The following is a 25,042-nucleotide window of genomic DNA, read 5'->3' on the forward strand; positions in this document are numbered from 1 at the left end:
GGTGGCGATCTTGGAGGGGCGCTGCGATGGTGATCACATCGGCGCCGCCGCAGTGGACGCACGGGAGCGGTCGCCGCCCGGACGGAAGAAGGAGGACGGCCATGGATGCGTCTGCCTACCTGGCCTACGACTACCCGGTACTCGGTGCGTTCTGGACCGTGATGTGGATCTTCCTGTGGGTCATGTGGCTGGTGCTGCTCTTCCGCGTCATCGTGGACATCTTCCGCGACCACGACATGAACGGTTGGCTCAAGGCCGCCTGGCTGCTGTTCCTGATCCTCATCCCCTTCCTCGGCGTGCTGGTCTACGTGATCGCCCGCGGCAAGAACATGGGCAGGCGCGAGATCACCCACGCGCAGGAGCGGCAGGAGGCCTTCAACGCCTACGTCCGGGACACCGTCAAGGACCCGCAGCGTGCGACCGCCGACGACCTGGTCCGCCTCTCCGAGCTCAAGGCGAAGGGCGACCTGAGCGACGAGGAGTACCAGCAGGCCAAGCAGAAGCTCCTGCGCTGACCCGCCGGTCAGTCCCGCTCCCGTCCGCTCCCGGCCCGGCCCGCCCGCTCACATGCGGGCGGCCGCGCTGCGGATGGCCTCCCTGATCCGGAAGTAGGTCCCGCAGCGGCAGATGTTGGCGATGGCGTCGATGTCCTCGTCCGTGGGCTCGGCGGTACGCCGCAGCAGCGCGACGGCCGCCATGATCTGGCCGGGCTGGCAGAAGCCGCACTGGGAGACGTCCTGTTCGAGCCAGGCCTCCTGGACGGGGTGCAGGTCGTCCCCGTCCGCGAGGCCCTCGATGGTGGTCACCGCCTTCCCCGCGCACGCGGAGACGGGCACGACGCACGGCCGGACGTCCGTGCCGTCGAGGTGGCTGGTGCAGGCCTTGCACACGTCCACGCCGCAGCCGTACTTGGGGCCGGTGACGCCCAGCATGTCGCGGAGCACCCACAGCAGGGGCAGGTCGTCGGGCGCGTCCACGGTGACGCTCCGCCCGTTGACGGTGAAGGTGTGCGAGGGCACGGCGTACTCCTGGTTCCCGGGCTATCGGGGGTAGGGGGTGAAGTCGACGTCGAAGTCGAGGGGGAAGCGGCGCGGCGCAAAGCCGGTGGCCCGCGCCCAGGCGTTGGCGATCGCGCCGACCGCCGCCGGGACGCCGAGCTCGCCGGCGCCGCCCGGCTCGTCGCCGGTGGCCGGCAGGACGAAGACCCGTACGTCACGGGGCGTGTCGCGCTGGGTCGCCCAGTGGAACTGGCTGTAACTGCCCTCCAGTGGCAGTCCCTTGTCCAGGTGCAGACCGGCGCGCAGCGTCGTGGAGATGGCGTCGGTGAGGCCGCCGATCATCTGCGCCTCCAGCCCGCGCGGATTGACGGGCAGGCCCACGTCGACCGCGATGACCGCCTTGGTGACGCGGGCGCGCTCCGGGTCCCGGGTGTCGATCTCGACCAGGCAGGCCGTACGGGACTTGTACTCCTCGTGGAAGGCGATGCCCTGGGCGCGGCCCGCCTCCATCGGCCGGCCCCACTGCCCCTCCGTCGCCACCTTGTCGAGGACCGCGCGCTGCGCGGCGTTCTTGAGGAAAGCGCGCCGGAACCGGTACGGGTCCCGGCCCGTCCGGGCGGCGAGCTCGTCGACCACGATCTCCTCGGCGCCGCGCGTGTTGGCGGAGTACACCGAACGCCAGGAGCCCGTGGGGATCCCGGTCGACACCTCGGTCAGGGCCTGGGTGGTGAGCCCGAAGTGGTAGGGCGACTTCACCGTCGTGTGGAACAGCGTCTGCGCGAGGGTGGCGTTGCCGATCCCCGCCGGGAGGTGCGCGGCGGTCGCGGTGATGATCTCGCCGAGTCCGTGCCGGAAGTCGGTCTCGACGGCGGCGACGCGGTGTTCGAAGCTGAGCACCTCCCCGAGCAGGTGCGTGGCACGGATCTTGTGGTGGGTGGCGGGGCGCATCCGGCCGTGCCGGGTGTCGTCCACGCGGGTCCACATCAGCCGGACCGGGCGGCGGCAGGCCTTGGATATCCGGGCCGCCTCCAAGGCGGCGTCGAAGAAGAGGCGCCGGCCGAAGGATCCGCCGGCCTGGACCACGTGCACCTTCACCGTGTCGAGCGGCAGCCCGAGGTCGGCGGCGATGGTCTGGCGGGCCACGATGGGCGACTTGAGGCCGGACCAGATCTCGGCGCCGTCCTCCCGTACGTCGGCGACGGCCGAGTTGGTCTCCATCGGGGCGTGGCTGACGAAGGCGAAGTCGAACTCGGCGTCCACGTACGGGGTGAGCAGCGGCGGCACCAGCAGTGGCGGGGTGGCGGCGCGCAGGGCGGCGCGGACCTGGGTGTCGGAGAGCTGGTCGGCGGGCCCCGGGCCCCAGGTGACCTGGAGCGCGGCCTTGGCGTCCATGGCCTGCCCGAAGGTTTCGGCGACGACGGCGACCCCGGTCGGGACGGTCACGACGTGCAGGACGCCGGGCATGGCCCGGACGGCGGCGAGGTTGGTGACGGTGCGGACGCTGCCGCCCAGGGTGGGCGGGCGGCGCACCACGCAGGGCTTGGCCCCGGGCACGTCGAGGTCGAGGGTGTACCGCTGGGCCCCGGTGACCATGGCGCGGGCGTCGATCCGGCCGGTTGCCTTGCCCACCAGGGTGTGCTTCGCCGTCTCCTTGGGGGTGGCGCCGAGCACGACCAGCCCCGGGTCGGCGGCGGCCGCGGCGAGGGCGCCGTAGTCGGCGGTGCGGCCGTCGGGGGCTCGGACGACGCCGTCGGCGGTGGTCAGCGTGGCGGGGGCGAGGTTCCAGCGGCGGCCGGCCGCGGCGAGGAGGCGGGCCCGGGCGGTCGCGGCGATCTGCCGGACCGGTCCGTACAGGGACCGGATCGAGTTCGAGGAGCCGGTGAGCTGGTTGAAGAGCAGTTCGGGCCTCGCGTCGTCCAGTTCCACCCGTACGCGTGCCAGCGGCGCGTCGAGTTCCTCCGCGACGAGCATGGCCACGGCGGTGGTCAATCCCTGGCCGACCTCCTCGCGCGGCAGCCGGAAGCGGACGGTGCCGTCCGCGTCGACGGCCAGGGCCAGCAGCGCGGAGGTGGGGGCGCCGGCCAGGATGAACAGGTCGCCGAGGTCGACGATGTCGGCGACGGCGGGCAGCGAGGGAACGACGGCGTGGGCGGTCTGCGGGGCGAACGCGTCGGCGCCGGCGCGGGTGACGAGGGCCAGGGTGGGCGCGGCGACGAGCGCGGTGAGGAAGGAACGGCGGCTCTGCCCGGTCATGTCGTCGTGTCCCCACCCTGCGCGGGCCCGCCCGTGCGGACCACCCCCGGCTCGTTACCGACACGTAGAGTAGCCACCCTCCCCCGCGGTGGGAAGCGGTGCTCGCGGGGGGGCCTTGCGCATGGGCGCCGGTGGCGCGGGTCCTCCGTTCGGGGGTGCTCGGCCAGGCGGGTTGATCGCGGCCGGGAAGAATACTGCGGGTACGGAACCCTCGTACGCCTCGGCCGTACGAGCGAGCGGTGCCGCCGGCGACGCCGATTTCCGGCCGCCCCTGCCGCTCCCGGCTCGACCCGGTACCTCCTCGGGCGGACCATGGAGGGAGGAAAGGGAGGTGGTCCACCATGACCATGTTCATGGACATCCACACCGGGATGAAGGGCATCACCACGGAGCAGCTGGCGGCCGCCCACAAGGCGGACCTGGCGGTCGAGGCGGACGAGGGCGTCCACTTCCAGCGGGCATGGGCCGACCCGGAGTCGGGCACCGTCTACTGCCTCTCGGAGGGTCCCTCCGCCGACGCGGTCCAGCGGGTCCACGAACGCGCCGGGCACCCGGCGGACGAGATCCATCCGGTACCGGTCACCGTGTCCTGACGCGGCGCCCGGTCCCGCGGCCCGGCACGGTTGACCGGATTCGTTCGCACGGGAAAAGGCGACCGGAAGGCCTCGGGCATATGTCGGAAGCAAGAACGCGGCGGATGTTGCCAAACGCCTTACACGCCGTCGCGGCCTGTGCAACAGTCGTTACCGGTCCTTCCATCAGACTTGGCCGTGCCGCGCCTGTATCGGAGTTCTCATGCCGTCCCACCTGTTCGCGGACCGTCCCGCGCAGCCGCCCGAGCCGGGGTCGGTGGACGCACTGATCTCACAGACCCGGCGGCTCCGGGGAGAAGTGGACGCGGTCCGCCGCGACACCGTCGTGGACGACGACGACGCCCAGGGCCGCTGGCAGCGTGCGCTGTGCGACCTCGCCGTCCACCACCTCGACGACCTCGGCCAGCACCTGGACCAGCTCAAGGAGGGGTTGCCGCCCGTCCCGGAGCTGGTCGAACTGCTGCCGCAGGCAGCGCCCGTGCCCGCTCCCGAGGACCGTCAGACCCGCGTCGGCAGTGCCGAGTGGAACCTGCTGACCGACGAGGTCACCTGGTCCGACGAGCTCTTCCAGATCTTCGGGCGCTCGCCGGAGGCCGGCGCGCTCCCCCTCGACGAACTGGGCTCCACCCTCTTCTCCGAGGACCAGCCGCTGCTCACCTCCTGGGTCACCGCCTGCCTGGTGGACGGCAAGCCCATCGACGGCGAGTTCCGCATCGTCCGGGCCGACGGCCGCGTCCGGACGCTGCACATGAGGGCCGAGCCGGTACTCGACTCCGACGGCTGCACGGCCTCCATGTGGGCCGTGCTGCGGGACGTGAGTGAACTGCGCCGAAGCCAGCGGGCGGTACGCGAGTCCCGCGACTCGCTCCAGCGCCGGCGGGAGATCGCGCAGACCGAGCACCGGCTGGCGGTCGAGCTGCAGGAAGCCGTGCTCCCCCCGTGGCGCGGCTCCCTGCGGTTCCCGCAGCACGGCGTGGGCACCCTCGACGTGGCCGCGCACTACCTCCCCTCCGCGACCAGCGCGCTCATCGGCGGCGACTGGTACGACGCCCTCGAACTCCCCGACGGCCGGTCGATGCTGACGGTCGGCGACCTGACCGGGCACGGCGTCACCGCCACCTCCGGGATGGCGATGGTGCTGGGCGCCCTGCGCGGGATGGCCATGGCCGGGATCGAGCCCGGCCCGCTGATGGGCTGGCTCAACCAGCTCCTGGAGACCTCCGTACAGCCCGCGCTCGGCTCCGCCGTGTGCTGCAGTTACGATCCCGCTCGGCGCGTGCTGTCCTGGGCTCAGGCGGGCCACCCGGCGCCCCTGCTCTTCCGCCGCGGCTCGGGCCGCTCCCTGCTGCCCCCCGAGGGTGTGCTGCTGGGCGCGACCTCGGGCGCGACGTACGGGCAGGCCGAGGAACGCCTCGACGTGGGCGACGTACTCGTCCTGAACACCGACGGACTGACCCCGCGCAGCATCGAGTTCAGCCGTGCCGACGGGACCGAGCGGCTGCTGGCACTCGCCCCGAGGTTCTCGCAGGCGCGGTCGGCGCGGGACTGCGTACGGCTGGTGATCGAGGAGTTCGGCGAGAGCGAGCGTGAGGACGACGCCTGCGTGCTCGTGGCCCGGGTGGGCGGGTAGACGGGCGGTCGGACCCCGGTGGAGTGACGTCCCGGGACGTCTCCGGCCGGGGACCGAGCCCGTCGCGGAGGCCGCGCCGTGAAGGCGCGGCCCTCTTCTCGTCCCGGTGCCTGCCACTGCTCGCCCTACACCGCCGAACCGCGCGGAACGCGCCGGGCCGGGCCGTCGGGCAGGGCCAGCTCGATCTCCTCGCGCAGGTCCTCGATGCGCGCGTAGCCGGCGTACTGGCTCGTGAGCCGGTACATCTCCCGGAGTCGGTCCCACGTCCGGTGCGAGGACGTCTCGTGCATGGAGACCAGGGCCAGTCGGGCGTAGCGGTCGGCCTGTTCCGGCTCGTCCGCGATGAAGCAGGCCGAGGCCATCGAGATGTAGTCGAAGATCTGCGACCGCTGGTACCCCTCCCCGCGCAGCCGCAGCGCCTCCCTGGCGTGCCGCGCGGCGACCGGCGCCGCCGAGGCGTCGTGGTCGGCGAGCGTCCGGTACGCCAGCGCCTGCATGCCGTGCAGGTCCGCCTCGTCGAAGTGCTGCATCCAACTCGGCGGCGGCACGTCGCCCTTGTCGGAGACGAAGAGTTCCTCCGCCTCGCCCAGGGTGCGGCGCATCGCCTGGCCCTTGCCCATCGCGGCCTGCGCCCAGGCCTCGATGGTGTGCAGCATGGCGCGGGTGCGCGGCAGGGTCTGCTCACCGGACCCGGACTGGGCCAGTTTCATCAGGTCCAGGGCCTCGTGGGGCTTGCCGAGGTGGACCATCTGGCGGGCGGCGCGCGACAGCGCCTCGCCGGCGCGGGGGCGGTCGCCCCCTTCCCGGGCCGCGTGCGCGGCGATCACGAAGTACTTCTGCGCCGTCGGTTCGAGACCCACGTCGTGGGACATCCAGCCAGCGAGGACGGCCAGGTTCGCCGCTACGCCCCACAGCCGGCGCTGGAGGTGGTCGGGGTGGTGGTAGGCGAGCATGCCGCCCACCTCGTTGAGCTGGCCGACGACGGCCTTGCGCTGGAGTCCGCCCCCTCGGGAGGCGTCCCAGGCGCGGAACACGTCCACGGAGCGCTCCAGGGCCTCGATCTCCTGGGAGCCGATGGGCGCGGCCTCGTAGCGGTCGTAGCCCGCCGGATCGGCCTGGAAGGCCTCTCCGAAGTGCTGCGCCTCCCTGGCGAGGGCGGGGTCGGTGTGCAGCCAGTCGTACATGGCGTTGCTGAGGGCTGAGCCGGCGGTGAGCGCGGCTCCCGCGCCCATCAGACCGCGACGGTTGAGCATGAGGTCCATTCCCGTGAATTCGGTGAGGACCGCGGCTGTGCGTTCGGGCGCCCAGGGCATCCCGTCGGGGTTCTCCTGCGCCCCGTCCGGCTGCCGTTTCGTGGTGCGCCGCTGCCGTACGAACCCGAGGTCCTCGATGGTCACGACACGACCGAGCCGCTCGGTGAACAGTGCTGCCAGTACCGTGGGAACCGGTTCGCGCGGGGACTCCCCCATGTCGATCCAGCGCCTCACCCGCGAGGTGTCGGTGGCCAGCTGGTGGTGGCCCATCGCCGCCGCCTGCCGGTTCACCATCCTCGCCAGCTCGCCCTTCGACCAGCCGGCCAGGCCGAACAGATCGTTGAGGCGGGTGTTCGGACCTTTGCTCACGTCAAGCCCCCAGGTTCTCGGCTGAGTTGACAGTAGCCCGCCGTCAGATGCCCAGCGACTATTCGCCAGGGTTCGCCAGGGCACGCCTGATGGTCCGCCACCCACAGCCGGGTGTCAGGTAGGAATGCGCCTCCCCGACCCGGTATCACCGGCGGAACTCCCCAGGGTGAAGCACGGGATCCGGCGGGGTGGCGTACGCAATCGTCGGCGCACGAAGGGATCCGTAACGCCATGTACGCAGCAACGTCCTCCGTGTCCGCCCCGGTCCGGCCGCACCGCACGCTCCAGGCGGGCGGCGGTCCCTACCTCGAACCCGGCCGGCCCTCGGCCCCGGCGCAAGGCGCCGTACGGGCCAGGCGGATGCCGGGCACCGGGTCCCAGCCGTCGCTCAGCGGAAGAATCGACCTCTCGGGACCGCAGGGAGCGCAACTGCGCACCGCGCTCGCCTCGGTGCAGCGGATCTGTCCGGAGTTCGCACCGGTACAGGTGCTGCGGCGCAGCGGCCGCTCGGTCCTCCTGGTGGGGACGACCGGCCGGACGACCGCCGTCGCGAAGGTTTTACTGGACCACTCACCCGAGTGGCGCGAGCGGTACCGGCACGAAATAGCTGCGTACCGGACCTTCGTCCGGCACCGTCCCCCGGTACGCGTGCCCCGGCTGATCGCCGCGGACCCGGAGAACTGCACGCTGGTGGTGGAGCGCATGGCGGGCCGGGTGGCCGCGCTCCAGCGGCACCCGGTGGAGGCACCGCCGCGGGTCGACCTGCGGGCGGCCCTGGGCGCGGTGTGCCGGGTCAACCAGTGGCGTCCGCCGGCCGAGCTCTTCGGAACACCCTTGAACTACGCCCGGCGGATCGCCCGTGACTACGAGCTGGGTCTGCTGACGGACCGGGACCTCGGCGACCTGCAGAAGCTGCTGCACGGGGTCAAGCTGTCCGGCACGGGCCTCCAGTTCAACCACGGCGACTGCCTGCTGTCCAACCTGCTGCTGTCGCCCGCGGGCCCGGTGCTGCTCGACTGGGAGCACGCCGGGTGGTACCTCCCGGGCTACGACCTGGCCACGCTGTGGACGGTACTGGGGGACGCCCCGGCCGCCCGCAGCCAGATCAGCCGGCTCGCCCAGTCCGCCGGGCCGGCCGTGCGGGACGCCTTCCTCGTCAATCTGATGCTCGTGCTGACGCGGGAGATCCGGATGTCCGAGACGGCCGTCCAGCGCTCGATGCAGGCGACGGTCCCCACCCAGCCGCTCCCGGCGGGCGCCCTGTCCTCCGGCGAGGAGCAGCGTCTCCTGCTGCGCCGCCTGCACGACGACGCCGGCATGGCCCGCAGGGCGGTCCGCGCGGCGGTCGGCACCCGCTGACGCCCTGCCCCCGGTACCGAAGTCCCGTGGCACCCACCGCCACGGGACTTCGCCGTGTCCGGGACGCCGGATGCCTTGACATCACATGATCCTCCGAACACCTTTTCTGACTTGGCATCAGAACGCTGGAGCCGCCCTCTTCCTCCCCACCCCGCTGGAGCCTGCCCATGACCGCGAGCCCCGCCCCGTCCAGCAGTTCCTCCTCCCCGCGCCCCTCCCGCCGGACCGTGCTCGCCGGTGCGGGAGCGGGGATCGCCGCGTCCGTGCTGGCGTCCGGCGCGGCGCACGCCGCCGACGGACCGCCGCTCGGCGAGTACGACGTGGTCGTGGTCGGTTCGGGGGCCGCCGGGATGACCGCCGCGCTCACCGCGGCCAAGCGCGGGCTGAGCGTGCTCGTGGTCGAGAAGGCACCCACCTTCGGCGGATCGGCCGCGCGCTCGGGCGCCGGGATCTGGCTGCCCAACAACTCCGTGATCCTCGGGGCGGGGGTGCCGGACACCCCGCAGAAGGCCGCCACCTACCTAGCGGCGGTCGTCGGGCCCGAGGTGCCGGCGGACCGGCAGGCGGCGTTCCTCGACAACGGTCCGCGGATGCTGGACTTCGTGATGGCCCACAGCCCGCTCGCGTTCCGCTTCATGGACGGGTACAGCGACTACTACCCCGACCTGCCGGGCGGGCTGCCGAACGGCCGGTCCATCGAGCCGGACCAGATCGACGGCAACATCCTGGGCGGTGAACTGGCCCGCCTGAACCCGCCGTACATGCCCGTCCCGGCGGGGATGGTGGTGTTCAGCGCGGACTACAAGTGGCTCAACCTGGCGGCGGTGAACGCCAAGGGGCTGGCCGTGTCCACCGAGTGCCTCGCGCGGGGCGCGAAGGCCGCACTGCGCGGCGAGAAGCCGCTGACGATGGGCCAGGCACTGGCGGCCGGGCTCCGTGCCGGGTTGCAGCGGGCCGGGGTTCCGGTGTGGCTGAGCAGCCCGCTCGTCGATCTGGTCCAGGAGGGCGGGGCCGTCACCGGCGTCGTGGTGGAGCAGGCGGGCGTACGGGGCACCGTCCGCGCCCGGCGCGGGGTGGTGATCGGCTCGGGCGGCTTCGAGCACAACGCCGCGATGCGGGCGCAGTACCAGCAGCAGCCGATCGGCACCCAGTGGTCGGTGGGCGCGAAGGAGAACACGGGGGACGGCATCCGCGCGGGGCAACGTGCGGGCGCGGCGCTGGCGCTGATGGACGACGCGTGGTGGGGCCCGTCGATCCCGCTGCCCGGGGAGCCGTACTTCTGCCTCGCCGAACGGACCCTGCCGGGCGGGCTGATCGTGAACGGCAACGGCGCGCGGTTCGTCAACGAGGCCGCCCCGTACAGCGACGTGGTGCACGTGATGTACGACAGGGACCGGAACGCGGCCGGCTCGCACATCCCGGCCTGGCTGATCGTGGATCAGAACTACCGCAACAAGTACCTGTTCAAGGACATTCCGCCGACGATCGTCTTCCCCGACGCGTGGTACGAGGCGGGGGCGGCGAAGAAGGCGTGGACCTGGGACGCGCTGGCCGGCCGGATCGGGGTCCCGGCGGGCGCGCTCCGGGCGACGCTCAACCGCTTCAACGCGCAGGCGTGGACGGGCAACGACAGCGACTTCCACCGCGGTGCGACGGCCTACGACCACTACTACACCGATCCGAACGTGCACCCGAACTCGTGCCTGGCGCCGGTCTGGGCTCCGCCGTTCTACGCGTTCAAGATCGTGCCGGGAGACCTGGGGACGAAGGGCGGCATCGTGACGGACGCGCGGGCCCGGGCGCTGCGGGCGGACGGATCGGTGATCCGCGGCCTGTACGCGGCGGGCAACGCGAGCGCGGCGGTGATGGGCCGCAGCTACGCGGGGGCCGGATCGACGATCGGCCCCGCGATGACGTTCGGCTACGTGGCGGCGAACGACCTCGCGGACGCGTGACGTCGTCGGTGCGCGATGATGACCCGTCCGGCCGATCATGTGACTGCTTCGGGTCCGCGTTCCACCTCGGCACTGCCAGGGTAAGAGCCCTCACGATCTGGCTCCGAACACCCTTGCCGGGCGAGCTAGTCGGCGACGACCCCCGTGTTCTGGCAGGCGGTCAGCAGCCACCGGCCGTCGGTTTGCTTCGAGATCACGTACAGCGGGGCGCCCTCGCTCTCCTCGCCCGGAGCCAGGTAGCGCTGACGGACCTTGACCGCCGCGACGTCGGGGCGGATGAAGAGCACGTGGACCACCTCGTAGGTGACCTTGCCGTCCCAGCTGGCCGCGGGGAGGACCTTGCGGGTGAACTCCGAGATCGCGTCGAGGCCGATGAGGACCTTGCCGTGGGCCGTCGTCCAGACCGCGTCAGGGTGGAAGAGGCCGAGGAACTCTTCGGGGTCCTTGTTCCGCTGGGAGTGCTCGACGGTGGCGACGAGCCGGCTGATCGCTTCGATGTCCGCCGCGTGGGATGTGGATTCCGTGGTCATGCGGATCATCGTCACACCTCAAGCGTGATTGAGGTCAAGCGGTGTGGCGACGCGAGGATCACCGGGCATCCGGTGCGATGCCGGCGCACGTTGTTCGGCAGTCCGAGCCCGGGGCACCGCCCGGCACGAGACATGCACATGGCCGGCCGGACAGGTCCTGGCCCGTCCTAGCCCTGCTGGAAGAGCTCGGCGGGCAGCGGCTTGAGCAGCGCGTAGAGGTCGTCGGTGATCGGGCGGTCCCAGCTGGCGATGGTGACCAGCACGTTGTCGCTGCGGTCGAACTGGACGCAGGAGATGCGGGACTCGGACAGCTTGATCTTCCGGACGATGAGGAGGTTGTCGCCCTGCATGACGGGGCAGTCCTCGGCGCCGGTGACCTCGACGTCCTCGTCGTTCTCCAGGGCGTCCAGGAGTTGGGCCACCTCGAAGGGGACCTGCCCGTCGGAGAGGTCCCGGGCGGGGGAGCCCTGGGGAAGGTTGCCGATGATCATCGCGGGGCCGCGTCCGCCGAACAGGTCGTAGCGGAGGAAGACACCCTGGCAGCTGCCGTCGGGCGCGGGCAGCAGCCCGGCCCCGAGATTGCCCGGCCAGTCCCCCGGGTCCATGGCCAGGACGTCGAAGTCCGGGCCGGCGGGTGTGGCGGCGCGGTGGCGGCGGAGGAAGGACATGCCGCCATGGTACGTGGCCGTAGGGGTTTTCCGGCCCCGGGCCCCCTCGTACCGCCGGTGCCCGGCGGCCCGGCCGCCCCCCGCCGGGGCCGCCGGGCCGCCGGATCCGTCAGGCCGGCGGCACCGGGGTGAAGTGGTGCGGCAGCAGGGTGGTGTCGCCGGACACGCGGGGGGCGGTGGCGGCGGAGGAAGAGGGCCAGGTCCGAGGCCGGGCCCTCGGCCTCGACGTCCACCGGGGCCGTGGAGCCCGGCTTCGGGCGGACCCCCGTTCCGGGGAGAGTGACGGTCCAGGACTGCGGGCCGTCCGTACGCCGGAAGCGGTACCGCCGGCGCGGCGCCGGGGCGGGCCCGCCGCGACGGGGCCATCACCTCCAGGACCTGGAGCACGGCGTCCGCGGCCAGGTCCGGATCGAGGGGGCCGGGGGCCCGTCACGGACTGCGCGTCCCAGCGGTGCACCGCCGGCTCGATCATCTGCATCCGGACCCAGAAGCCCGAGGTCCGGTCCGTGTACCGGCTCCACACGGGCTCGTCGGGGCCGCGTTCGGGCAGGAGTGCCTCCAGGCCCCGCGCCCCTTCCGCGCACCAGTCCGTCAGCGCGCCGGGGACGGGGGCGCGGTTCGGCGCCCGGTCGGTTGCGGCCGGGCGGCGAGGACCTGCCGGTGGGCCGGGAGCCCGTACCGGGTGAGGTCGCGGGCATCGGGCTCTTCGGTGAGGTGACCGCGCAGGATGTGGCCGACGTACCGGTGCCCGCCGCCCAGGTGCCCGACGAGGTGGGAGACCGACCAGCCGGGACAGGAGGGGACGAGGGGCGGCGGTCCGCCGGGGCGGAGGGCGCGGTGGACGGCCCGCTCGAAAGCGTCCGTCTCGCTGCGCGCGTGGCGCGGGTGGGAGAGCCGGCGGATGTGGATCATGCGGGCTCTCCCGTTCTCGGGCCCGGGTCCCGGGGGCCCGGTGCGCTCACCGCGGGCTACGGGCGAACGCCTCCAGCGCGGCGGGCAGGCCGGAGACGTCGGTACCCAGCTTGCGGCAGACCCCGGACAGATCCGAGTCGCCCCCGCACGCCCCGAGCACCTGCACCGCGCCGCCGCCTGCCCCCACGCCCGAGACCGGGGTCGGGGTCGGGGCCGGGGCCGGAGTCAGGTCCGGGGCCGGGGCCGGACCCGAGGCGGCGACCGGTGCCGGAGCCGTGCCCCGTGCCGGGACCGAGGCCGGAGCCGGGGTCAGGTCCGGTGCCGGAACCGGCGTCGGGGCCGGAGCCGTGCCCGGTGCCGAAGCCGCGATCGGCGCCGAGGCCAGGGACGGAACCGGCGTCGGGGCCGGGTGGGAGGCCGGAACCGGAGCCGGGTCCGCACCCCGGGCCTGGGGGCGGGCGGCGGCCGGGGCACGGTCGGGGGCCAGGGTTCCGCCCGGGGGCGGGGCGGCGGCGGCCGGGGGCGGGGCGGCGCGGGTGGCGCGGACCGCGCGTCGGGCCGCCTTGAGCTCCTCCTCGGTCGGGGCGTCCTCCCAGGGCGCCCCGGACGGCACGACCCCGCCCAGCGCGAGCAGCGCCCCTGTCGCCTCCTCCACCAGGGCGTCCGCGCCGCATTCCCGGGCCGTCACCACGGCCCGCAGCACGATCTCCGGGTCCCGCAGCTCGGTGCCCAGCGCGGCCAGCGCCAGGGCCAGTTCGTACCCGGCCGGGGAGACCGTCAGCAGCGCGACCGCTTCCCGCAGCAGGCCGACCCGGTCCTGCGGGGCCGCCACCTCCGCCGCCACCCGCAGGGCCTGGCCGACGCCCGACGGGGCGCCGAAGGCGCGGGCCCGGCGGACCGCGTCGGCGGCCAGCGCCCGCGCCCGCTCCGGGTCGTCCGCCGCCACCGCGCGGGCCAGGTGCAGCTGCCACGGGCACCAGGCCGGGTTCTGGATGCCGCGCGGGGTGAGCCGGCGGTCCACCGCCTCCAGTTCGGCGGCGGCCGCTCCCGCGTCGCCGCGGGCCAGGAGGAGTTCGGCGTAGACGGTCTGGGAGTCCGGGAAGACCACGGCGGCCGGGAAGGGCTTCCCGTACTCGTGTTCCCCCGCCAGCTCCCAGGCCTCCTCCGTCCGGCCCCGGGCGAGCAGGGTGGTGAGGAGGATGGCGATGGCGTACCAGTGCACGGGGGTTCGCCGACCCACGCGCTCGGCGAGGCGCAGGCCCGCGCGGGCCAGTTCCTCGGCCTCGGTCAGCCGACCGCGCCGGTAGCGGATGTAGGCGCGCAGGCTGTAGGCGAAGGAGAGGTGCGCGCCGCGCCAGCCCTGGCGCTCGAACTCGGCGGTGCCGGCGTCGAACAGCTCCTCGGCCCGGCCGGGCCGGTCGGCGTACATGTGCACCATGGCGACGAGCACCGGCACCTCGAAGCCCCGGTCCTCGTGGGCCCAGCTGAAGTGCTCCTCCAGGACGCGGCCGGCGTGGTGCAGCACCACGTCCACCGGTTCGCCGCGCAGGCAGGCGTCCCAGGCGCGGAGTCCGATGACGTACCGCTCGGTGAGGTCGCGGCCGGTCAGCCGGTCGGCGAGTTTGGCCAGTCGGCGCGAGCGGGCCGGGGAGTCGGGCTCGGCGGCGTTGAAGGCGTCCCACATGAACTGCTCCGACTGCAGGCGCAGCCGGGCCCGGGCGTCATGGGTGTGCGGGATCTCCCGGGCCAGCGCTTCGGAGGCCTCCAGGAGATGGTCGCTGTGGGCGAGCACCTGGGCGAGTCGGATGACGATGCCCTGGCTCAGTGCCGGGTCGTCCACGGGCTCGGCGAGGGCGGCGCGCAGGTGGTTGACGGTGTTGGCCGGCTCGGTGAGCAGGGAGGCGCAGCCCAGTTCGTAGAGGACGGCCGCGCGCTCGTCGAAGTCGGGGGGTTCGCGCAGGGCGCGGGCGAGCTGGCGGCGGGCGGCTTCGGGCGCGCCGGCCCGGAGGTTCTCGGCGGCGGCCTCGCGCAGGGTCCGCACCACCCAGGGGTCGTTCTCCGGGTGGGTCTCCAGGAGGTGGCGGGCGGCGGCGGAGGAGCCGAGGCCGGCGTCGACGACGGCCGCGGCGGCCTTGCCGTGCAGGGCGACCCGCAGGGCGTCCGGGATGGCGCGGTAGATGGCGGTGGCGATGAGCGGATGGACGAACTCCAGTCCGCGGGCGCCCTCTTCGGGCTCGGCGGCGCCCTGGCTCGGGTGCGCGCCGGACGCCGGGGCCGACAGGATACGGGCGTCGCGCAGCCGCTCGGTGGCGTCCACGGCCTCCTCCCTGCCGAGGGCGGCGACCCGGGCGGCGATCTCCTGCGGGATGGCGGTGCCGAGGACGGCGCATGCCCAGGCGAAGCGGACGGTGGAGGGGCCGAGGCGTTCGAGGCGGGTGACGAGGCCGCTGCCGCGCTGGGCTGCGGCGAGGTCGCGCAGCAGCGGGGCGCTCGCGCCGACCGGGTCGATGCCCTTGTCGCGGATCCTCGCGGTGAGTTCGACGGCCTCGAAGGGGTTGCCGGCGGTGACGGCCCAGGCCTCCCGGCAGAAGGCGTCGTCGGCACGGTCGCCGAGCGTTTCGCGGACCAGGGCGGCGACGGCGGTCTCGGTGAGCGGGGCGAGGGGCAGCGGGCGCTGTCCCGCCCGACCGGGCAGCGTACGGAACGCCTCGGCGTGCGCCGGCAGTTCGTCGGGGCGGTACGCGACGACGAGGAGCAGCGGGAGGTGTTCGGCGCGCGGGGCGAAGGCGGCGAGCCAGCCGAGCGACTCCGGGTCGGCCCAGTGGGCGTCGTCGAGCACGAGGGCGACCGGGGCGCGCTGCACGACGAGGTGGGTGAGGACCCAGTCGAGTCCGTCGCGCAGGCCCTGGGGGTCGGGCGGGGCGCCCTGTTCGGGGGCGCAGAGGCCGAGGGCCGGGCCGACGATGGAGTACCAGCTGCCGAGGACGGTGCGCAGCTCCTGCTCGGAACTGCCGGCCAGCTGGGGCTGGATGAGCTGGCGGGCGACGTGGAAGGGTTGGCTCTGCTCCTGTTCGCCGCCCCGGGCGGCGAGGACGGTGCAGGAGCGGGCCCGGGCCCGTCGACGCAGTTCGGCGAGGAGCGTGGTCTTGCCGAGTCCGGCGGGGCCGGAGAACGCGAGCAGCGCGCCACCGGCGTCGGGCCCGGCGCTGCTGAGCTGCTCCAGGGCCTCGTCGACGACGGCGAGTTCGGCATCACGTTCGACCATCGTGCGCCGTTTGCGGCTACGGCGGTCCGTCATCGCTGGTACCCCCCAGGCCTGTTCGGGGGAACAGCGTACGCCCGCGCGCGGCGGCGCGGAGCCCATAGACGGGAAGTTTCCGATCTTCTCCGCCGAGCCTTGGCCCGGGCGCTACGAAGCGTGGCGCGGGCGGGGTGGGGCGTTGTCCGGGCGGGGCCGTGGCGGGGGTTTCGGCCCGGCGCGGAACGGGCCGCGAGGTTCTCCCGCACGGCTACGGCCGCGGTTGCCCGGGCGGCCGGTGGTCGTCGGGGTGGCCGGCGATGACGTTGCAGCTCGGCCCGTGTGCGCGGAGCTCGGTGGCGAAGGCCGCGGCAGGCCGACGGCGTCGAGGGCGGAGTGGACGCGGGGGGTGGTCCGGCCCGCCGTGCGGTCGTGGGCGACCCGGCCGCGCCGGTCCTCCCGGCGCAGCACGTGTGCGTGCCGTCCGTCCGCACGGGCCGGGCGTGCGGGCGGTACACACGGGGGCCGTGTCTGCGGCCGTTCGCACCGGAACCGGTTCCCCGCGGGGCACGTCGTGAGGGCCCCGGGCGGCCCACCGGGGCGGCGGCTCCGCGCCCGGTGGTGCCGCTCGGGTCGGCTATGTCAGGTCGAACTCCCCGCCCCGCGCGCCCAGCACGAACTTGCGCCACTCGTCCGGCGCGAAGATCAGCGACGGGCTCTCGGGGCGCTCGCTGTTGCGCATCGCGATGAACCCCTCGACGAAGGCGATCTGGACGTCACCCGCCCCGCGGCTGCTCGACTGCCAGTCCGCCTCGGTGAGATCGAGATCCGGCTTGCCCCAGCCGGCGAGGGCCTGTGAGGTCATGCTCTCGGCCATGTGCGTGCTCCTCCCGGTACGTCGTCCGGGGGCAAGGTTAACCATCGCGGCGGGTGCCGCACAGGCCACGGTGAGTCACTCGTGACAGGTGCGGTACCCGCACGGCGTACGAACCGGAGCTCAAGGTACGGAACTTGTCGGGGGGCGTGGACGGGAGGTCGTCCGGGTCGTTCAAGGCCGCACCGTGGGGGCCGCCGAAGAAGTCGCTCGCCCGGACGGTCGAGCACGGTGTCCAGGAGAAGTCGGCCGTGAGCGGGAAGTGGTCGCCTCCCGCCGGCGGCCCCGGGCATGTCCGGCCGTCCTCGGGGGGCGCGTGAGGTCGCGGAACCCGGGCAGGTGCGGTGCATGGACACGCTGAAGGGCTGGGAGCGAGCGATCGAGCGGGCCGAGCAAGCACTCGCGGAGAAGCTGTTCGGCCATGAGGGGGTGGAGGCGGAGGTGGTGGGGGCGCTGCTCCGAACGTGCGACGAGCAGGCCGTCGTGTGCAGCTCCCGCCGCACCGTGGTGCCGAACGTGTACATCGTCGAGCTGCCTCCGCCCGTGTACGCCGAGATCGGCCCGCACCTGGCCGTCGTGGGGGAGGAGCTGACCGACCGCTTGGAGCACCACCGTGAGCGCGAGGGCTACGAATGGGCCGGGCCGCTCGCCGTGCGGCTCGCCGCGGCCGAACACGTCCCCAACGGCCGCTATCAGGTCCGCTGTGCCCCCATGGCACACATCACGTCCGCGCCGCTGAGCGCTCCGGACCCGTGACCGGCGGCGCCCCCGCGAGCGGCGGCTTCTCCCGGGCGCCGGACGGAGCGCTGCGGACCTGCTGGAGGGGCCGCCGCTGGTAGTACGGCGGCCTGGGGGGCCGCCGCTGCGCGTGCGATTGCCGTTCGGGCCCGGGCGGCGGCGGGAGCAGCCGGTCGTCCTCGCGCCGGAGCGGTTCGGCCGGTCGGTTGCGCCGTGACCGGTGCCGTCAGGAGCTGGGCGGTTCGGAGCCCACCAGCCACATCGCGAAGAACTGCGCGCCCCCGCCGTACGCGTGGCCCATCGCGCGGCGGGCTCCGGGGACCTGGTGCTCGCCGGCCTGGCCCCGTACCTGGAGGGCCGCCTCCGCGAAGCGGATCATGCCGGAGGCGCCGATCGGGTTGGTGGACAGCACCCCGCCCGAGGGGTTCACCGGGAGGTCGCCGTCGAGTTCGGTGACACCGGCCTCGGTGAGCTTCCAGCCCTCGCCCTCCTCCGCGAAACCGAGGTTCTCCAGCCACATGGGCTCGTACCAGGAGAACGGCACGTACATCTCCACCGCGTCGATCTCCCGACGCGGGTCGGAGATGCCCGCCTGCCGGTACACGTCGGCCGCGCAGTCCTTGCCCGCCCGGGGTGACACGAAGTCCTTGCCCGCGAAGAGGGTCGGCTCGCTGCGCATCGCCCCGCCGTGCACCCACGCCGGAGGCTTCGGCGAACGCGCCGCGCCCGCCCGGTCGGTGAGGATCATCGCGCAGGCACCGTCCGAGGAGGGGCAGGTCTCGGAGTACCGGATCGGGTCCCACAGCATCGGCGACGCCTGCACCTTCTCCAAGGTGATGTCGTGTTCGTGCAGGTGCGCGTACGGGTTCTTCAACGCGTTGCGGCGGTCCTTGTACGCCACCAGCGAGCCGACCGTGTCGGGCGCGCCGGTGCGCCGCATGTAGGCGCGCACGTGCGGGGCGAAGAAGCCGCCGGCGCCCGCGAGGAGCGGCTGCTGGAAGGGGACGGGCAGCGAGAGGCCCCACATCGCGTTGGATTCGGACTGCTTCTCGAAGGCGAGGGTGAGGACGGTGCGGTGGACCCGCGCCGCGACCAGGTTGGAAGCCACCAGGGCGGTGGATCCGCCGACCGAGCCGGCCGTGTGCACGCGCAGCATCGGCTTGCCGACCGCGCCCAGCGCGTCCGCCAGGTAGAGCTCCGGCATCATCACGCCCTCGAAGAAGTCGGGTGCCTTGCCGATGACGACCGCGTCGATGTCCGACCAGGTCAAACCGGCGTCGGCGAGGGCACGGGCGGCCGCCTCGCGGACCAGCCCGGCGATGGAGACGTCGTGGCGGGCGGCGACGTGCTTGGTCTGGCCGATCCCGACGACGGCCACGGGCTCTTTGCTCACCGCGAGTCTCCTTCAAGGACGGCGACCAGGTTCTGCTGGAGGCAGGGGCCTGAGGTGGCGTGGGCGACGGCCCGGTCGGACTCGCCCCGGTGGATGCGGGCGGCCGCCTCGCCGATCCGGATCAGGCCGGCGGCCATGACCGGGTTGGCGGCGAGGGCCCCGCCCGAAGGGTTGACCGCCACCTCGGCGCCGAGCCCGAGGGCCTTGCGCAGCACGACCTCCTGCGAGGAGAACGGCGCGTGCAGTTCCGCCGTGTCCACGGGCCGTTCGAAGACGCCCGCGTGCTCGGCCGCGATCCGGGTCGACGGGGAGTCGGTGAGGTCGCGCAGGCCCAGGCCGTGGGCCTCGATGCGGTGGTCGATGCCGGTGATCCAGGCGGGCCGCTCGCACAGCCGGCGCGCGAGGTCGCCGGCGGCCAGGACCACCGCGGCGACGCCGTCGCCGATGGGCGGGCAGTCACCGGTGCGCAGCGGCGCCACCTGGTAGTCGCCCTGCGGGACGGCGCCGGTGAGCTGGGCGTGCGGGTTGCTCCCGGCGGCGGCCCGGCTGCGGGCGCCGATGGCGGCCAGGGCCGGTTCGTCGGTGTCGCCGGCGTCGATCAGCGCCTGGGCCTGGAGGGCGGCCAGGGCCACGGAGTCGGGCCAGAGGGGGGCGAGGTAGTACGGGTCGAGCTGGCGCGTGAGGACGTCGCGCACGGAGCCGGGCGAGGACTTCCCGTACGAGTAGACGAGCGCGGTGTCGGCCTCGCCGGTCTGGATCTTCACCCATGCCTCGTACAGCGCCCAGGCGCCGTCCATCTCGACGTGGGACTCGGAGATCGGCGGCCAGGCCCCCACCCCGTCGAGGGTCATGGTGAAGGAAAAGGCGCGGCCGGCCAGGTAATCGCTGGAGCCGGAGCAGGTGAAGCCGATCTCGCCGGCCTTCATGCCGGTCGCGGCCAGCACTTGGTGCAGGACCGGCATGACCATCTCGACTTCGCTGAACGCGTCGGTGCGGCGCAGGTGGTCGCTCTGCGCGAAGGCGACCACGGCCACCTCGCGGGCGTGTCGGGACATCAGATGAGCTCCTTGTACGCGTCGTAGTCCGCGTCCGGCTCGCCGGTGGGGCGGTAGTGGTCGGGGTAGCGGCCGCCTTCGGTCCATACGGGTTCGACGCGCAGGCCCATCCGGACCTGGTCGTACGGGATGCCGCCGATCCGGCCGTGGAGGGCGAGCCCGGCGCCGTCCAGGGCGATGTGGGCGTAGACGTAGGGGACTTCGATGTCGAGGTTCCGCGCCTTGATGTTGACGATGCAGTACGTGGTGACGGTGCCGGCCGGGCCGACTTCCACCTGGTCGGTGGTGGCGACGCCGCAGGTGGGGCAGGCCCCGCGGGGCGGTACGTACACCTTGTGGCAGGAGGGGCAGCGCTCGCCGACGGTCCGCCGCTCGGAGAGGGCGTTGATGTAGGCGGTCTGGGCCCGGCCGGGACTGTACGTGTAGTCGAGGCGGGCCTCGGCGACGATGCCGGTGACGGCGTCCGCGAACACGCCGTCGTGGGGGGCGCCGTGGGGGGCGCTCTCCTCCGCGGTGCCGCAGGGTTCGAAGCAGGCGATGTCGGTGATGGCGCCGGTCCGGTCACCGGCCCAGCGGACCCGTACCCGCATCCCGGTGCTCACGGCTTCGGGGCCGGGCGCGTCGAGGGCGTGCAGGAGGGCGGTGTCGGCGCCGTCGAGCCGGACCAGTACCCAGGCGAAGGGGGTGCCCAGGGGCTGGTGGGGGCGCGGGTGGCCGTTCCAGGCCCAGGTGGTGACGGTCCCGGTGGCGGAGACCTCGACGAGGTCGCGGATCTCCTCGGCGGTGACGGGGTCGTACTCGACGGGAGGGACCATCACCTTGCCGCCGGCGGTCTTCACGCCGAGGACGATGCGCTCGCGCAGGCCGCTGAGGAAGGCGGACTGGACGGGCCCGAGTGAGCGGGTGAAGGGGAACTCGACGACGAGGGGCGCGCGGAGCACCTCGGGTGGCGACGCGGGGGCTGTCATGGGCGACTCTCCGATGTTCGCAACGGGCAATACCAGCTGTCTCTCGCTCACGCCGGCGCTTGAGGCACGGGGCCCGGGACGGAGCCCCGTCCGGGCAGCGGCGCCGGACCCGCGACGCCCCGGGGCCGGGCCGGGGCCCGGGCGCTACTCCCGCCGGTACACCGCCGGCCGCTTCTCGGCGAAGGCCCTCGCCCCCTCCTTCGCGTCGGCGGTGTCGAAGATCGGCCACCCCCGCAGGAGCTCCGACGCCAGCCCCTGCGTCTCCGTCATCTCGGCGGTGTCGTACACGGAGGCCTTCACCGCCTCCACGGCCAGCGGCCCGCACGCGTTGATCCGCTCCGCGATCTCCAGCGCCGCATCCAGCGCCGTCCCCGCCGGCACCACCCGCCCGACCAGCCCGATCCGCGCGGCCTCCTCGGCGGAGTACGACCGTCCGGTCAGCAGCATCTCCAGGGCGTGCGTACGCGCGATCTGCCGCGGCAGCCGTACGGTGGAGCCGCCGATCGGGAACAGCCCCCGCTTGACCTCGAAGAGCCCGAAGGTGGCGCCCTCGCCCGCGACCCGGATGTCGGTGCCCTGGAGGATCTCCGTCCCGCCGGCCACGCAGTACCCCTCCACGGCCGCGATCACCGGCTTGCGCGGCCGGTGGTGGCGCAGCATCGCCTTCCAGTGCAGGTCGGGGTCGGCCTTGAGCCGGTCCCGGTACTGGTCGCCCGCCATGCCCTTGCCGGCCAGCGCCTTGAGGTCCATGCCGGCGCAGAAGTCCCCTCCCGCACCGGTCAGCACCACGGACCGGACGGTGTGGTCGGCGTCCGCCTCCAGCCACCCGTCGTACAGCCCCACCAGCAGCGGCAGCGAGAGCGCGTTCTTCGCCTCGGGCCTGTTCATGGTGAGCACCAGCGTGGCGCCGTGCCGTTCCACGGTCAGGTGTTCCGTCCCACCCATTGCCGTCCTCCCGTCTCAAGACCTAGAACAGGTTGCAGTAGGGGCGGGTGCAGTTCAATAGTTTTCTGACACACAGTCAGATTTCTTGGACGCCAGCCTTCCCACTTGTGTTCGGCGGCGCTGTAATGACCGCCGGAGCAGGCCGGCCTTGCGGTCAGTCATCGGGAACTTTCGGGGTCAGGAGGAACGGTGGAGTACAACCTTGCCGACCTGTTCGAATCGGTCGTGGACGTGGTTCCGGACCGCGAGGCCCTCGTGTACGTGGACCACCCCGGGACCGGCGCCGAGCGCCGCCTCACGTACGCGGAGCTGGACGCGGCGGCGAACCGGATCGCGCACCACCTGCTGGACAGCGGCCTGGAGGCCGGCGAGCACCTGGGTCTGCACCTCTACAACGGGATCGAGTACCTGCAGACCGTGCTGGCCTGCCTGAAGGCCCGGCTGGTCCCGGTGAACGTCAACTACCGGTATGTGGAGGAGGAACTGGTCTACCTCTACAACGACGCCGACCTCGCCGCACTCGTCTTCGAGGGGGAGTTCACCGGACGGGTCGCGGCCGCGCTGCCGCAGACGCCGGGGCTGCGCCACCTCATCCGCGTCGGGGCCGCCCCGGAGGGCGCCCGCGAGCCCGCGGTCGCCCCGGTCGCCTTCGAAGCCGCCGAGGCGGCCGGCTCACCCGCGCGCGGGTTCGCGCCGCGCAGCCCCGACGACCTCTTCATCATCTACACCGGCGGCACGACCGGCATGCCCAAGGGCGTCATGTGGCGGGCCGAGGACCTGTTCTTCGCGGGCCTGTTCGGCGGCGAGCCGAGCGGCGAGCCGGTGAAGCGGCCCGAGGAACTGGCGGAGCGCGTCGCCGCGCGCGGCAGCGGGCTCACCTTCTTCCCGGCTCCCCCGCTGATGCACGGCACGTCGACGCTGACGTCGTTCATCGCCTTCAACTACGGCCAACGGGTGGTGATCCACCGCAAGTACGCGCCGGAGGAGGTGCTCCGCACCATCGAGAAGGAGAAGGTCTCCAGCGTGTCCCTGGTGGGCGACGCGATGCTCAGGCCCCTCGTCGACGCCCTGAACGGACCGCTCAAGGGGACGGACCTGTCGTCGCTGTTCAGTGTCTCGTCCTCCGGGGCGATCATGTCGGAGACGGTGCGCGCCGAGTTCCAGCGACTCGTACCGGACGTCCTGCTGCTGAACAACTTCGGATCGTCCGAGTCCGGGTCGAGCGGCCGGGCGACGGACGACTCCGGCCCGGAGAGGGGCTTCCGGCTGGAGGTCAACGACCGTACGCAGGTGGTCGACCCGGTGACGCACGAGCCGGTGGCGGTGGGAGAACCGGGTCGGCTCGCCCAGCGCGGGTACGTCCCGCTCGGCTATTACAACGACCCGGCCAAGACCGCCGAGACCTTCTTCCGGAAGGGTGCGGAGCGCTGGGTGCTGCTCGGTGACATGGCGACGGTCGACGAGCAGGGCATCGTCACGGTCCTCGGACGCGGCTCGCAGTGCATCAACACGGGCGGCGAGAAGGTCTACCCCGAGGAGGTCGAGCAGGCACTGAAGTCCCACCCGGACGTGTACGACGCCCTGGTCGCGGGGGTCGCCGACCCGACCTGGGGCAGTCACGTGGCCGCGGTCGTACAGGTCCGGCCGGGCGCGCCGCGGCCCACGCTGGCCGAAATCCAGAGCCACTGCCGCAGCAGGCTCGCGGGTTACAAGATCCCGCGCCAGCTCGTGATCGCACCCGCCATCCAGCGCTCACCGAGCGGGAAGGCGGACTACCGCTGGGCGAAGGCGGTGGCGACGGAGGCCGACTCCCCGGCGGCGGGCCAGTAACCACCCGGCACGCACGAGCCCCGCACGCGTCCGACGTGAGCCCGGCGGGCGGCGGGCGGCGGGCGGCGGGGCCATCAAGCGATCACTCGTTCGAGTCATTGATTTACCGGCCGGGGTCGGGCAATCTACCGAATGATCGTTCGGTTGACTCGCGGTGAGGTGACGGCATGACGGCGTACGCGGACATCCCCGAAGGGGGCGAGCGGCTGAGCCGGGACGAGCTGGCCGCGCTCCAGCTCACCCGGCTGCGGGCGACACTGCGGAACGTGTACGACCGGGTGCCCTTCTACCGGCGGTCCTTCGACGGGGCGGGGGTACATCCGGACGACTGCCGCTCCCTCGCCGATCTCGCGCGGTTCCCCTTCACCACCAAAACGGATCTGCGCGACCAGTACCCCTTCGGGATGTTCGCCGTGCCGCGCTCCGAGGTGCGCCGCGTCCACGCCTCCAGCGGCACCACGGGGCGGCCCACCGTCGTGGGCTACACCGACGGGGATCTGGACACCTGGGCCGATGTCGTCGCCCGCTCCCTACGCGCGGCCGGCGGGCGCCCTGGCCAGATCGTCCACGTCTCCTACGGCTACGGACTGTTCACCGGCGGCCTGGGCGCGCACTACGGCGCCGAGCGGCTCGGATGCACGGTCGTGCCCGCCTCGGGCGGGATGACGGACCGGCAGGTCCGGCTCATCCAGGACTTCCGGCCGGAGGTCATCATGATCACCCCCTCGTACATGCTGACCCTGCTGGACGAGATGGAGCGCCAGGGCATCGACCCGCGCTCCACCTCGCTCAGAACGGGCGTCTTCGGCGCGGAGCCGTGGACCGAGGAGATGCGCCGGGAGATCGAGGAGCGGGCCGGTATGGACGCGGTGGACATCTACGGCCTGTCGGAGGTCATGGGGCCGGGCGTGGCGCAGGAGTTCGCCTCGGTCAAGGACGGTCTGCACATCTGGGAGGACCACTTCTACCCCGAGGTGGTCGATCCGCTGACAGGTGCGGTCCTGCCGGACGGCGAGCACGGCGAGCTGGTGTTCACCTCGCTCACCAAGCAGGCCATGCCCGTCGTCCGCTACCGCACCCGGGATCTGACGCGGCTGCTGCCCGGCACCGCCCGGCCGGCCTTCCGGCGGATGGAGAAGATCACGGGTCGCAGCGACGACATGATCATCCTGCGCGGGGTGAATCTGTATCCGACCCAGATCGAGGAGATCATCCTGCGCACGGCCGGGCTGGCCCCCCACTTCCAGCTGCGGCTGACCCGGGAGGGCCGGATGGACGCCCTGACCGTACGAGTGGAAGCCCGCCGGGAGGCCGGTACGGCCGCCCGCGAGGCGGCGGCCGCCTCGGTCGTGCGGGCCGCCAAGGAGGGCATCGGGGTCTCCGTACGGGTCGAGGTGGTCGACCCGGAGACCCTCGAACGGTCGGTGGGGAAGATCAAGCGCCTGGTGGACCTGCGCGGCGCCGGTTAGCTCCCGCGCTCC

The 25,042-nt window shown here is 73.2% G+C and carries 21 protein-coding genes; 8 read left to right on the plus strand and 13 right to left on the minus strand.

The window, feature by feature from the left end; all coding sequences use genetic code 11:
* Positions 1–101: 101 nt before the first annotated feature.
* Positions 102–515, plus strand: a complete 414-nt coding sequence (locus ACWFQ8_RS05720) for an SHOCT domain-containing protein (RefSeq protein ID WP_453784926.1) — start codon at positions 102–104, stop codon at positions 513–515.
* A 48-nt stretch (positions 516–563) separates the two neighbouring features.
* On the opposite strand, the gene ACWFQ8_RS05725 is transcribed toward ACWFQ8_RS05720, so the two are convergent.
* Together ACWFQ8_RS05725 and ACWFQ8_RS05730 are read right to left on the minus strand one after the other, a co-directional pair.
* Positions 564–1,019 carry a (2Fe-2S)-binding protein gene (locus tag ACWFQ8_RS05725; RefSeq protein ID WP_453784927.1) on the minus strand — a complete coding sequence of 152 codons (456 nt, stop codon included), beginning with the start codon at positions 1,017–1,019 and terminating at the stop codon, positions 564–566.
* Between the two features lie 21 nt (positions 1,020–1,040).
* Positions 1,041–3,251 carry a molybdopterin cofactor-binding domain-containing protein gene (locus ACWFQ8_RS05730; protein ID WP_453784928.1) on the minus strand — a complete coding sequence of 737 codons (2,211 nt, stop codon included), beginning with the start codon at positions 3,249–3,251 and terminating at the stop codon, positions 1,041–1,043.
* Positions 3,252–3,592: 341 nt separating this feature from the next.
* Here ACWFQ8_RS05730 and ACWFQ8_RS05735 point away from each other — a divergent pair, with 341 nt between their 5' ends.
* A complete protein-coding gene (locus ACWFQ8_RS05735; protein WP_453784929.1) occupies positions 3,593–3,844 on the plus strand; it encodes an SCO4226 family nickel-binding protein in 252 nt (83 codons plus the stop codon).
* Between the two features lie 202 nt (positions 3,845–4,046).
* On the plus strand, positions 4,047–5,474 hold the full coding sequence (locus ACWFQ8_RS05740) for a PP2C family protein-serine/threonine phosphatase (protein ID WP_453784930.1): 1,428 nt from the start codon (positions 4,047–4,049) through the stop codon (positions 5,472–5,474).
* Positions 5,475–5,599: 125 nt separating this feature from the next.
* Here the strand turns inward: ACWFQ8_RS05740 and ACWFQ8_RS05745 are convergent, their stop codons facing one another.
* The gene (locus ACWFQ8_RS05745; protein ID WP_453784931.1) at positions 5,600–7,096 is read right to left on the minus strand and encodes a DNA-binding protein NsdB; all 1,497 of its coding nucleotides are present in this window, start codon (positions 7,094–7,096) and stop codon (positions 5,600–5,602) included.
* A 231-nt stretch (positions 7,097–7,327) separates the two neighbouring features.
* On the opposite strand from ACWFQ8_RS05745, the gene ACWFQ8_RS05750 reads away from it, so the two are divergent.
* Entirely contained in the window at positions 7,328–8,455 is a 1,128-nt protein-coding gene (locus ACWFQ8_RS05750) for an aminoglycoside phosphotransferase family protein (RefSeq protein WP_453784932.1), read from the plus strand.
* Positions 8,456–8,622: 167 nt separating this feature from the next.
* On the plus strand, positions 8,623–10,410 hold the full coding sequence (kstD, locus tag ACWFQ8_RS05755; protein ID WP_453784933.1) for a 3-oxosteroid 1-dehydrogenase: 1,788 nt from the start codon (positions 8,623–8,625) through the stop codon (positions 10,408–10,410).
* Between the two features lie 125 nt (positions 10,411–10,535).
* Here the strand turns inward: kstD and ACWFQ8_RS05760 are convergent, their stop codons facing one another.
* The 6 genes from ACWFQ8_RS05760 to ACWFQ8_RS05785 form a co-directional block, all read right to left on the minus strand.
* Positions 10,536–10,949 carry an SgcJ/EcaC family oxidoreductase gene (locus ACWFQ8_RS05760; RefSeq protein WP_453785145.1) on the minus strand — a complete coding sequence of 138 codons (414 nt, stop codon included), beginning with the start codon at positions 10,947–10,949 and terminating at the stop codon, positions 10,536–10,538.
* A gap of 158 nt (positions 10,950–11,107) precedes the next feature.
* Complete coding sequence (locus tag ACWFQ8_RS05765; RefSeq protein WP_453784934.1) at positions 11,108–11,608, minus strand: hypothetical protein; 501 nt, start codon at positions 11,606–11,608, stop codon at positions 11,108–11,110.
* 109 nt (positions 11,609–11,717) lie between these two features.
* Complete coding sequence (locus tag ACWFQ8_RS05770; protein WP_453785146.1) at positions 11,718–12,203, minus strand: maleylpyruvate isomerase N-terminal domain-containing protein; 486 nt, start codon at positions 12,201–12,203, stop codon at positions 11,718–11,720.
* A complete protein-coding gene (locus tag ACWFQ8_RS05775; protein ID WP_453784935.1) occupies positions 12,200–12,520 on the minus strand; it encodes a maleylpyruvate isomerase N-terminal domain-containing protein in 321 nt (106 codons plus the stop codon). Before ACWFQ8_RS05775 ends, ACWFQ8_RS05770 begins: the two co-directional genes overlap by 4 nt.
* Positions 12,521–12,566: 46 nt before the next feature.
* A complete protein-coding gene (locus tag ACWFQ8_RS05780; protein ID WP_453784936.1) occupies positions 12,567–15,785 on the minus strand; it encodes an AAA family ATPase in 3,219 nt (1,072 codons plus the stop codon).
* 610 nt (positions 15,786–16,395) lie between these two features.
* Complete coding sequence (locus ACWFQ8_RS05785; RefSeq protein ID WP_453784937.1) at positions 16,396–16,635, minus strand: DUF397 domain-containing protein; 240 nt, start codon at positions 16,633–16,635, stop codon at positions 16,396–16,398.
* A gap of 345 nt (positions 16,636–16,980) precedes the next feature.
* Between ACWFQ8_RS05785 and ACWFQ8_RS05790 the strand changes: the two genes are divergently transcribed.
* A complete protein-coding gene (locus ACWFQ8_RS05790) occupies positions 16,981–17,388 on the plus strand; it encodes a DUF3662 domain-containing protein (RefSeq protein WP_453784938.1) in 408 nt (135 codons plus the stop codon).
* A 208-nt stretch (positions 17,389–17,596) separates the two neighbouring features.
* Here ACWFQ8_RS05790 and ACWFQ8_RS05795 read toward each other — a convergent pair whose 3' ends face one another.
* From ACWFQ8_RS05795 to ACWFQ8_RS05810, 4 genes are all read right to left on the minus strand, one after another.
* Positions 17,597–18,763 (minus strand): thiolase domain-containing protein, encoded by a 1,167-nt coding sequence (locus ACWFQ8_RS05795; RefSeq protein ID WP_453784939.1) that lies wholly within the window; start codon positions 18,761–18,763, stop codon positions 17,597–17,599.
* A complete protein-coding gene (locus tag ACWFQ8_RS05800) occupies positions 18,760–19,818 on the minus strand; it encodes a thiolase domain-containing protein (protein ID WP_453784940.1) in 1,059 nt (352 codons plus the stop codon). The genes ACWFQ8_RS05795 and ACWFQ8_RS05800 overlap by 4 nt, the downstream gene beginning before the upstream one ends.
* The gene (locus tag ACWFQ8_RS05805; RefSeq protein WP_453784941.1) at positions 19,818–20,786 is read right to left on the minus strand and encodes a Zn-ribbon domain-containing OB-fold protein; all 969 of its coding nucleotides are present in this window, start codon (positions 20,784–20,786) and stop codon (positions 19,818–19,820) included. Before ACWFQ8_RS05805 ends, ACWFQ8_RS05800 begins: the two co-directional genes overlap by 1 nt.
* A gap of 144 nt (positions 20,787–20,930) precedes the next feature.
* Positions 20,931–21,731 (minus strand): crotonase/enoyl-CoA hydratase family protein, encoded by an 801-nt coding sequence (locus tag ACWFQ8_RS05810; RefSeq protein WP_453784942.1) that lies wholly within the window; start codon positions 21,729–21,731, stop codon positions 20,931–20,933.
* Between the two features lie 189 nt (positions 21,732–21,920).
* Here ACWFQ8_RS05810 and ACWFQ8_RS05815 point away from each other — a divergent pair, with 189 nt between their 5' ends.
* Both ACWFQ8_RS05815 and paaK read left to right on the plus strand, forming a co-directional pair.
* On the plus strand, positions 21,921–23,561 hold the full coding sequence (locus tag ACWFQ8_RS05815; protein WP_453784943.1) for an acyl-CoA synthetase: 1,641 nt from the start codon (positions 21,921–21,923) through the stop codon (positions 23,559–23,561).
* A gap of 167 nt (positions 23,562–23,728) precedes the next feature.
* Positions 23,729–25,030, plus strand: coding sequence for a phenylacetate--CoA ligase PaaK (gene paaK, locus ACWFQ8_RS05820; RefSeq protein WP_453784944.1), 1,302 nt, complete (start codon positions 23,729–23,731; stop codon positions 25,028–25,030).
* Positions 25,031–25,042 lie beyond the last annotated feature (12 nt).

The organism is Streptomyces sp. NPDC055254 (assembly GCF_053606025.1).